Consider the following 10,690-nt stretch of genomic DNA (forward strand, 5'->3'; position numbering starts at 1 on the left):
ACAACGAGGGCGTTATTCTGCTTCTTTAGCTTGAGGGTGGGTGATAATCCACCACCCTCAGGCCAATAAGTGATCACTTTTTGGGGGGGTGATTTGCGGTATTCTTACTTGCAGGATTTAGGTTGCAGATAAAAATCTCACGGCTGCCATGCTCGCATTCAACCGGCGCATATGGTTCAATCAGGTCAAAGGGCACATTTAGATAAATCGAGGAGAGTGCATGCGTTCTGTCAAAATTGTTAACACCACACCGTTCAGTGATCAAAAACCAGGAACCTCGGGGCTCAGAAAAAAGGTCACGCGCTTTCAAAGTGAGCACTACCTGGAGAATTTTGTTCAATCCATTTTTGATAGTCTGGAAGACTTTTCCGGCGAGACCTTAGTGGTGGGTGGTGATGGCCGTTACTACAACGATGTCGCCGTGCACACTATTTTGAAGATGGCGGCAGCCAATGGCTTTGGCCGTGTATTAGTTGGCCAAAGTGGGCTGTTCTCTACCCCTGCCGCCTCATGTATCATTCGCAAATACGCTGCCTTCGGCGGCATTATCCTCTCCGCCAGCCACAACCCGGGCGGCCCTGATGGCGATTTTGGCATCAAATACAATATCGGCAATGGTGGCCCGGCACCTGAAAAGTACACTGAGGCGATGTTTCTCCGCAGCAAAGAGATTGATCAATACAAAATAATCGATGCTGAAAATATCGACTTGGATACTCAGGGTGTTTATACCCTTGGCGGGATGAAAGTCGAGGTGATCGACCCCGTCACCGACTATGCCGAGCTGATGGAGACGCTGTTCGATTTCCCTAAGCTCAAAGCGATGTTCCGCTCTGGCCAGTTCAAAATGTGCTTTGATGCCATGCACGCCATCACCGGCCCCTACGCAAAACAGATATTAGAGCAACAACTGGGTGCGCCCGAAGGGACGGTCATCAACGGTGTACCATTACCCGACTTTGGTGGTGGCCATCCAGACCCCAACCTTGCTTATGCAACAGAGCTGGTCGAGACCATGAATTCGGTGCGCGCACCTGATTTTGGTGCCGCCTCCGATGGTGACGGTGATCGCAATATGGTGCTGGGCAGACGTTTTTTTGTCACCCCCAGTGACAGCCTGGCCATCATGGCCGCCAACGCTCACCTTATAAAAGGTTACAAAAAAGGGATCACCGGCATCGCTCGCTCCATGCCCACCAGCGCCGCCGCTGACCGCGTTGCTGAGCGGCTTGGTATTAACCGCTTCGAAACACCCACTGGCTGGAAGTTTTTTGGCAACCTGCTGGATGCAAACCAGTGCACCCTGTGCGGTGAAGAGAGCTTTGGCACCGGATCAGACCATGTGCGCGAAAAAGATGGCCTATGGGCAGTACTGTTTTGGATGAACATTATCGCCGAACGCCATCAATCGATAGAAGATATTGTGATCGACCACTGGAAAGAGTATGGCCGCAATATCTACTCACGCCATGACTACGATGCCATCGATGCAACCCTTGCCAACAATATTATCGATGACCTGCGCAGCCGCTTCATCTCATTAATGGGTCATGGTTTTGGCGCTTATTGCATCGAAAAGGCCGATGACTTTAGCTACACCGATCCTATCGATAACAGCATCAGCAAAAACCAGGGGATACGCATTCTCTTTACCGATGGTTCACGCATTATATTCCGCCTCTCTGGCACCGGCACCGAAGGGGCCACTGTGCGAATTTACCTAGAGAAGTTTGAGCCAAACCAGGCACTGCAAAGTGTTGATACTCAAGAGGCGCTGGCAGACCTGATCGATATTGCCGAAATGCTAACCGGGTTGAAGGAGAAGAGTGGCCGCAGTGGACCAACCGTCATCACCTAATCTTATGACAGGCTCATCAACAAAAGGAGTTGTGACCAAGCGAGTAGAGCGACCACTTTACACTCTCGGGGTCGCATTTTTGTCTCTATTTTTGCTCTCTCATTCACTCGTTGCCGCCCCGACGCTCTACCGCTGGCAAGATGATGAGGGGCAATTTCACTTCTCCGACAAGCCGCCCAAACACAAGCCCAGCTCCCTGAAGGTGTTAGAGACTAATGGCCGCTCACTCAACTCAATGCCGTCAATTAAGCCGAATCAACCCCCCGCACTTCCCCGTACAACCGTAAAAACAAAATCAACGAGCAATCGACAGGACAAACCCAACAACAGCCGACGTTGCCAAAGTTATCAACGCCAGCTCGACAAGCTCCGCTCCAGAATGCGCACCGGCTACTCGGCAACACAAGCACCCAAGCTATTGCAGCGAGAGCGTGACTTGAATGAAGCGATCTACCAGCAGTGCAAAAAAAGCCTGTAGCCAAGCCCCTAATCCGACTTATAATCCATGTCACTATTGACCACTAAAAACGGAAACAAAACATGAAACGAATTGGTGCTCACGTCAGTGCATCCGGCGGTGTTGAAAACGCCCCACTAAACGCCCAAAAAATCGGTGCAAAAGCATTTGCGCTATTCACCAAAAACCAGCGTCAGTGGAAGGCAAAGCCACTCACCGAAAAGAGTATTAACGCTTTTAAAGCCAACTTACTGACGGCGGGCATCGCCCCACAACACGTTCTCCCCCACGATAGCTATCTGATTAATCTGGGCCACCCAGAGCAAGAGGGGCTGGATAAATCCCGTGCTGCTTTTATCGATGAAATACAGCGCTGTGAACAACTCGGCTTGCCACTACTTAACTTTCACCCCGGCTCGCACCTGAAAAAAATCAGTGAAGAGAAGAGCCTTGATCGCATTGCCGAATCGATCAACATGGCGCTAGAGCAAACAAGCGGTGTCACCGCAGTGATTGAAAACACCGCAGGCCAGGGAACTAACCTGGGGCACCGCTTTGAACATCTGGCACACATCATCGACAAAGTGAACGACCAGAGCCGGGTGGGCGTTTGTCTGGACACCTGTCACACCTTCACCGCCGGTTACGATCTGCGCAGTGCAGAGGCGTGTGATAAAACCTTCTCCGAATTTGAGAGCATTGTCGGCTTCCAATACCTGCGGGGCATGCACCTCAATGACTCCAAACCCGACCTCGGCTCACGGGTTGACCGCCATGAAAGCTTAGGGCTGGGCAAGATCGGTATGCCCTGTTTCGACTACATCATGAACGACCCGCGCTTTGATGAAATCCCTATGATATTGGAAACCATTGACGACACACTCTGGGCTGAAGAGATTGAAATTCTTTATGATCTGATCGATTAAGTACTGAGAAACCCGTAAGGCCGCTAACACGACAAGCTACCCTTCCCCCAAAAAGTGGCTATATTTAGGTGTGTAGAGTGCTTTTTTGCCTCGCACATCCCACACCACTCAGGAACGGGAGGAGTATATGAACCTGCCACAACACTTGATTGAAGCACAAGCCTTGAAATATCAAGCCCATCTTGTTCACGTTACTGAATTGGTAGAACGTGTCGAGCAGAAAGGAGCGCTGAGTGATGCAAAACAGCTCTATGATGCACTCTGCGGCATAAAAGAGGAGCGTGAGCTGCTTTTAACACAGATAGACACACTTAAAGATCACATCCATAAAGCCTGCCTGAACACTAGCCAACACCCACCTCATCCCATAAGGGTATGGGAGGCGGTAGCCAACAAGCTAGACGGGCTGATCAACACATAGCCACCCGCTCACCCACTAGAAAGCAAAGCCCCATTGTAAATAAAAAACAAATCAGTATAATGGCCGCCACTACACCTTTGGTGTAATGCGTTATGGTGACTTATGTTGGTCCTCTCGCGACGATAGGTTATGAACTCCGCCAGGCCCGGAAGGGAGCAACGGTAGTAACTGATTCGGGCGCCGAGATGTGGCTGATGTAGGTCGCCACTTTTATCGCGCCTCCCCCCCTTTATGTAATCACCCAGCTACGTTATCATCCTCTTTTCCACCCCAGTTAAAACACTCTATCTCAGGATGTAACACGCAATGAGTTATCAGGTTCTAGCGCGAAAATGGCGTCCTCGTAATTTCAAGGAGATGGTAGGGCAAACGCATGTTTTACGCGCCCTCATTAACGCCCTCGACAACAATCGTCTACACCACGCTTTCCTGTTCACCGGTACCCGTGGGGTAGGAAAAACCACCATTTCACGCATTTTAGCCAAATCTCTCAACTGTGACCAAGGTGTCAGCTCAACACCTTGTGGTACTTGTGGAAGTTGTAGAGAGATTGATGAGGGGCGTTTTGTCGATTTGATCGAAGTAGATGCGGCCTCTCGTACTAAAGTGGAAGATACCCGCGAACTACTTGAAAATGTGCAGTACGCACCTACACGGGGGCGCTACAAGGTCTACCTGATTGATGAGGTGCACATGCTCTCTACCCACAGTTTTAATGCGCTGCTTAAAACCCTGGAAGAGCCACCCCCCCACGTAAAATTTCTGCTAGCCACCACAGATCCAAAAAAACTGCCCGTGACTATTTTGTCGCGCTGTCTTCAATTCAGCTTGCGCCGGATATCGGTTGAACTTATCAGCAACCACCTCAAGCACCTACTCGAACAAGAGCAGATACCCTTTCAAGTTGAAGCCCTAAAACTGATTGCACACGGGGCAGATGGCAGCATGCGTGATGCGCTTAGCTTGCTGGAGCAAGCCATCGCCTTTGGTGGCGGTGAAGTAAAAGAGAGCGAAACCCGCAGTATGCTGGGCACTATCGACCGCCACTATATATTTAATTTACTACAGAGCCTCGCTCAACAAGATGGCACAGCGGTCATGGCAGCTGTTGAAGAGCTCTCGGCCCAAGCACCCGACTACCAAGCCGTTTGTGCTGAGTTGCTCACCGCATTACAACGTATTGCCATGGCACAAATGGTGCCCGATGCGCTAAGCGATGAAGATGCACACCAAGTGTTGGCCCTGCTGGCCACACAGATGACACCTGAAACGGTTCAGCTCTATTACCAAATTGCACTGCATATGCGCCGCGACTTACCGTTAGCACCCGACCCTCGCGGCGGCTTGGAGATGGGGCTGCTGCGTATGTTAGCATTCAACCCAGCAACCACACTGCCTGGCACCCCCCCCCCCAACACGCCGAGTGGCCGTGAACCACCCACCTTAACCCCTCCAAATAGAGAGAAAGATAGCCCGGCGCAGGAGGCGCTTGCCAGCGTAAAAAAGCCGTTAGACCCTACGGATCAAGCCAGCCGTAAAGAAGCCACAGCCGCGCACAACTCAGCAGCAAAAACAGAAGCTGCCGTAGCCAATAGCGCCCATGCATCGGCCATGGCCGCCGTGCGAAATACACTCACCAGCAAACCACCCGCTGGCCAAAGAGTAGGCCGAACCAGGGCGGGCCTGGCAAAAACACCCCCCCCTGTTAATACCGAACAAGCCCCTATTATCACGGCTAAAAGCGCAGAAGCACCGCAACCCGAAGCAACCTCGGCAGCCACTGAAACCCCGCATCCTGCAAACTGGGACAAAGTGGTCGCACAACTAAAAATTGGCGGATTAACCCGTCAGCTGGCGATGCACTGCACACTGGCCTCACATAAGAACAACCTGATTGAACTCTGCCTTATCCAGAGCCATGAACAGTTCATCAACCGGGAGCGAGAAGACCAGCTACAACAGGCGCTAAGCAGCCACTTTAATCGTGAAATAAAATTACAGATCAGCATTGGTGAGAGTGAAACTGAAAACCCGATGCAGATTCAGCAACGACGACTGGCGCAAAAACAACAAGCAGCAGAACAATCCATTCAAAATGACCCGGCTATACATGCGATGCAACAACGCTTTTCAGCCGAAATCATAGCCGATAGCATCCGACCCACCGGATCCTGAACCAACCTTGCCGCAAAGAGGCAGAAGAGACTAAATTTTCACACTTTTTGCGGTGGCTGAGTATATAATCGTAGCTACCTTTAAATTACGCATAATGAGGCAATAATGAGCAACCCAATGAACCAACTCATGAAGCAGGCACAGCAGATGCAGGCCAACATGCAAAAAGCTCAGGAAGAGCTTGCTAATATGGAGGTCAATGGCCAGGCAGGGGGCGGTATGGTCAGCGTTGTCATGACCGGTCGCCACGATGTTAAGCGCGTCAACATTGACGACTCGCTGATGTCGGATGACAAAGAGATGCTGGAAGATCTGCTAGCTGCTGCGGTTAACGATGCCGTGCGCCAGGTTGAGAAAAACTCCCAAGAGAAAATGTCGGGCATGACCTCGGGCATGGGCTTGCCCGCTGGCATGAAGTTTCCTTTTTAATCATTTATGGCACTCTCTCCACTCATCAAACGTCTTATTGACGACCTCCGCTGCCTGCCTGGGGTTGGCCCCAAATCGGCGCAGCGGATGGCATTTCAACTGCTTGAACGTGATCGTGATGCGGCTCGCCGCCTCGCGGACACACTGCTTCAATCGGCGGAAAAAATCGGTCACTGTCGTCAATGTCGCACACTCTGCGAAACAGAACTGTGCACCCTTTGCAGTGACCCGCGACGTGATGCCAGCCTGATATGTGTCGTGGAGACACCCGCCGATGTTATCGCATTAGAGCAATCTTCCGGTTACCGTGGGCACTACTTTGTACTGATGGGACACCTCTCGCCGCTCGACGGTATCGGCCCCGATGATATCGGGCTCGATCTGCTAACAGAGCAATTGAGTACGCAGGTGATTAAAGAGGTTATTTTGGCCACAAATCCTACCGTCGAAGGGGAAGCAACCGCACATTTCATACATGAAATGGTGCAGCGCCAAGGCATTAAAAGCTCACGCATCGCCTTTGGCGTACCGCTGGGTGGTGAGTTAGAATATACCGACAGCGAAACACTCTCCAGAGCACTGCAAGGGCGACAAGCCTTTTAAAGCTGCTCACTAATCCAACTGCTGATTCACCAGCAGCTGGTACCGTTCAACCAACGCCTGAAAACGCTGAAAAGCGTGGTGATCTAGCTGGCACGCCTTCACACGGCGGTCGGCATAAAAAACACCGTGGGGCTTACCCCGAATAGAAAAACCATAGGCAAAGAAACTCTGTGTAGGATTTATTTTGCCTAAAATGCTCGGAATCGTCTCCGACATTTTATCCCACATCGCGGTAGTCACCCAAAGGGGCGACTGCTGATCTAGCAGCTGCTTAAAAATAGAGTTTTGGGATAAATCGACACTTAACAGGTTAAATGAAATATCACGATCAGCACCGGCACTATAGCGTGCCTGTAAACAGTCTGTATCGCTAACGACTGTCGCATACATCACTCGATTGAGTCCCACCGCATCATGCAGCAGATGAACCGCCTGATCGAGAAAATCAGCAATAGAAAAGTCACCCTGACCCGCATCACCATCAAGATAGCCATCAAAAAAAGTGAGCAGCTCAAAGCGCGGTGCAATACAGATGGTATAGCGCTCATCCAGAGGCTCGCTGTTCGAGGGTACTGCAGCAGCACCCTGCCCTTTCTCAGCAGCACCCTGCCAGCGCGCCAGCCGCTCATCAAAGGGCATTCCGTACTGCTTAGCGACTTTCAGATAGTTATTATGGATGATGTATAACCGCTCCAGCACCCCCTCAGGCTCACGCCCAAGAAACAGCGCAATTTGTGCCAAACATGTGGTTACAGCCGAGGTATCGCCATTATTTTCAATCAGGAAACTCAGCTGCTCCGCCATCATCACGCCCCTTAAGCGCGCCTGGCTTGCAGCACCTGCCTGCATCGCCTCACTCACCGCATCGGGCATATTCCATTTTCTGGCTAAAACATACGACAAATCATTCTGAGTAAAGCCAAAAACCAGATACTCCACCTCATCAGAAGTACGGCACTGTCGCTGCAACAACCGACTAACCGAACGCATACCTGCCGGTGCCAACAACCACATCGACAACCCACCCAAGCTGTGCAGCAAACCCGCCAAATAGAGCTCATCCGGCACCAGATCATTCCGCATCATCGAAATTTCCCGAGCCAGTAACGCACTCTGCAAAGCGTGCCCATACGCCTGCAATATATGGGGAGTCAACTGATCAGGCAACCCCTCAACTGACTGGCTATTAAGAGCAATCTCACGAATCTTGCCAATCCCCAACATCATGGCAGCATAATCAAGGGTGGTCAGTCGGTGATTAAGGTGACCACGGGCGTGAGTATTAACATGGTGGATAACATTAATCGCCATACCCACATCGTTTTCCAGAATATCGGTCACTATTTCATTATTAAGACTCGCCTCATCTTCAAAGCGTGTTTTTGTATGCTGAAATACCGGAAAATTCAGCGTACCAATCTTATCCAGCCACTTATGTAGACGCTCCTTCATGACACCCCCGCCGTTGGTATTGATCACTCGTAAGTTTATGCTGGTTGAAACTTTGCCCAACTGAATTCAAGATAACAGTTTAAGCTTTAACCTGAAGCCAAAGATAAGATGCACGGCACATGTTTTTATTTCATCATAAACTCCATCTTCCGCCTAAAGCGCCTACCGCACTGGAAGCTAGGTAGTTTCTGTCCTACCTATCACCACGGTTTGCTGATTGAGTAGGTTTTAGTTTGTTCGGCATGATGAAGATAAAGTGTAACTTCAAAAAGGAAAGAGACCTTCGTGAGTGAGGAATACCTTCTCACACCGTCACCACATCACTGGGAGCAACGTCGTGCAAAGGTCCCATAGAGTGACTCAACCGAGTTCATCCATTTAAACTGGGTATATGGCTCTATGATGGCGATCACACCCGCGCATTTGGTGATAAGCTATTTGCTGTGCCGATGGGGACATTGTGGGCATGAGGCTCACATTGACTCAAATCCCGAGTGTAAGCTGGAGACCTTACCAACAGGCATTCGTGAAATACCTTTCTCAAGTTTCTAGCACATCGCCGGGTGCAATGATTTCTCGCAAGCGCGCAAAGGTACGCATATCCTCGGTGGCATCAAAATTTGCATAGTCGGGATTGTTTGCCTGAAGATAATAGTCACCAGTACCGCGCTTTCTCACTACCCGCAAAACATATTGATCCTCACCGCTTGCATCGTGTCTCTCGACAGCCATGATTTGATTGCTGATCGAACCGGCACGCTCCGAGCTGATTAATTCCATTAGTAGATAGTCACCATCACAGATGGGATGCTTGCCACCATTCATCGAATGACCTGAAGCACGAGCAATAAAATGACGCGCTGGGTTAACACGATAATGTGGTGGAATTTTTACTATAGCTTTATTTTCACCGTCTGCAGCTTTGAAATGACCACAAGCAATTTTGAGATTAGGAAAAAAGGGAAGCTCATCCCAATCTTGATTGGCCTCCACATTGACGGGCACATCTTCTCGGTCCATATACATTGCCAGCTTGTAGTCCACCAACTCTTGAGTCATTGAATAAAAGAGATCACGGTCTTCTGTTGCCAATATAAAGTTTGGCTTCAGTTTATCCCCATCCAGAATGAAAAACCGCTCGCCCTGCTTTCTATTGCCACCAATAAATGCATTCACGGGGTTGGAGTTCCAGTAAGTAATCCATTGGCCAGGCCGTGTTATGAGAGTATCTGCTAAATTTTTAAAACGCTCAGGTAGGTCCTTGGCAATCAATGGCAAACGGCGCAGTAAAATTTCACCTGAGCGAATCGCCAAATCGTGTATCGTCTGCGGCTGAACAAAACCATCAAGTTCCAATAACGCCTCCAGCAACACCATCTTGTAGGACTTTGTCATGGCCGCTTTTTCTATATCGAGAAAATAGGCGTGATGTTTTTGTAGTACGGCTTGCTGATGCTCGTTAAAATCATTCCGATTTTCAATCAAGCCAAACCAGCTGCCAAACTTTTTTCTGATTTTTGTGAAATTAATTTCCGCATGATACAGGTCGACCGCGCTGGGCCGCACTTGATTCGTTGACTTCAAAAGCTCGTAGGTATCAATAACTCCTTTAGGCAGGCGCTTGATTACCTGTTGTAAAAAATCGATTACAGCCAGTTCATAATTGGCGTAACACCCCTTGGGTAGCGGCAAATCGTTATTTTGTTGTCGCTGAACAAATTCACGCAAAGAGCGCACACCAAACAAAGACTCCGGTTTATTCAGAAATGCCTTATGGTTTCCAATGAAATCCAATACCTGCACATGATCTTTACCGGGATGCAGTCGCAGACCACGGCCCAGTTGCTGCAGAAATAAAATTTTCGATTCAGTCGGCCTGAGCATCATCACCGTATCAATAGCTGGGAGGTCTACACCCTCATTAAATAGATCAACCGAAAAAACAACCTCCAATGCTCCGGCTTCCAACTGTTTCAATGCAGCATGACGAGGCATAGCAGATGCCGCATGTACCGCCGCGGCACGAACACCTGCCTGGCAAAAATAATCTGCCATGAACTCCGCATGAATTCGTGAGACACAGAACGCCAAAGTGCGACTTTGGTGCAAGGTTTGCCACATCGAAAGCGCATGTTTTGCACGGGCGAGCGTTGCCAGCTTATTGCTCAGGTCATGAGGATCAAAGCGACCGTTACGCCAAGGAATTTCCGTGTAGTCCACCGTTTCATCATGAATACCATGATAGCCCCCTCTGTCAGCATAGTTGCCCATCCGTTAGAATAAACTTCAATAATCATCGAGCGTGGGCAAAACGAGGCATAAATGAGTTATCCAAAAGAACGAAAAGAGACCGTACTGAAGAAAATGCT

9 protein-coding genes and 1 other RNA gene are annotated in these 10,690 nt (G+C 49.8%); 8 read left to right on the forward strand and 2 right to left on the reverse strand.

The genetic code is table 11. From position 1 onward, the window contains the following. The first annotated feature begins 220 nt into the window (after nt 1-220). From L3J94_11815 to recR, 8 genes are all read left to right on the forward strand, one after another. Nucleotides 221-1,858: an alpha-D-glucose phosphate-specific phosphoglucomutase gene (locus L3J94_11815; protein MCF6219410.1), complete on the forward strand. Its 1,638-nt coding sequence runs from the start codon at nt 221-223 to the stop codon at nt 1,856-1,858. A gap of 31 nt (nt 1,859-1,889) precedes the next feature. After that, entirely contained in the window at nt 1,890-2,336 is a 447-nt protein-coding gene (locus tag L3J94_11820; GenBank protein MCF6219411.1) for a DUF4124 domain-containing protein, read from the forward strand. A gap of 62 nt (nt 2,337-2,398) precedes the next feature. Beyond that, entirely contained in the window at nt 2,399-3,241 is an 843-nt protein-coding gene (gene nfo, locus L3J94_11825) for a deoxyribonuclease IV (protein MCF6219412.1), read from the forward strand. Between the two features lie 127 nt (nt 3,242-3,368). Then, a complete protein-coding gene (locus tag L3J94_11830) occupies nt 3,369-3,662 on the forward strand; it encodes a hypothetical protein (protein ID MCF6219413.1) in 294 nt (97 codons plus the stop codon). A gap of 103 nt (nt 3,663-3,765) precedes the next feature. Continuing rightward, an RNA gene (ffs, locus tag L3J94_11835) (signal recognition particle sRNA small type) lies at nt 3,766-3,862 on the forward strand. Between the two features lie 106 nt (nt 3,863-3,968). Beyond that, nucleotides 3,969-5,837, forward strand: coding sequence for a DNA polymerase III subunit gamma/tau (gene dnaX, locus L3J94_11840; GenBank protein MCF6219414.1), 1,869 nt, complete (start codon nt 3,969-3,971; stop codon nt 5,835-5,837). 105 nt (nt 5,838-5,942) lie between these two features. Beyond that, complete coding sequence (locus tag L3J94_11845) at nt 5,943-6,266, forward strand: YbaB/EbfC family nucleoid-associated protein (GenBank protein MCF6219415.1); 324 nt, start codon at nt 5,943-5,945, stop codon at nt 6,264-6,266. A 6-nt stretch (nt 6,267-6,272) separates the two neighbouring features. Then, nucleotides 6,273-6,869 carry a recombination mediator RecR gene (gene recR / locus L3J94_11850; GenBank protein ID MCF6219416.1) on the forward strand — a complete coding sequence of 199 codons (597 nt, stop codon included), beginning with the start codon at nt 6,273-6,275 and terminating at the stop codon, nt 6,867-6,869. A 9-nt stretch (nt 6,870-6,878) separates the two neighbouring features. Here the strand turns inward: recR and L3J94_11855 are convergent, their stop codons facing one another. Both L3J94_11855 and L3J94_11860 read right to left on the reverse strand, forming a co-directional pair. Beyond that, nucleotides 6,879-8,321, reverse strand: a complete 1,443-nt coding sequence (locus L3J94_11855; GenBank protein MCF6219417.1) for an HDOD domain-containing protein — start codon at nt 8,319-8,321, stop codon at nt 6,879-6,881. A gap of 540 nt (nt 8,322-8,861) precedes the next feature. Continuing rightward, on the reverse strand, nt 8,862-10,592 hold the full coding sequence (locus L3J94_11860; GenBank protein MCF6219418.1) for a helicase: 1,731 nt from the start codon (nt 10,590-10,592) through the stop codon (nt 8,862-8,864). Between the last annotated feature and the right edge of the window lie 98 nt (nt 10,593-10,690).

The organism is Gammaproteobacteria bacterium (genome assembly GCA_021647245.1).
Classification (GTDB): domain Bacteria; phylum Pseudomonadota; class Gammaproteobacteria; order RBG-16-57-12; family RBG-16-57-12; genus JAFLJP01.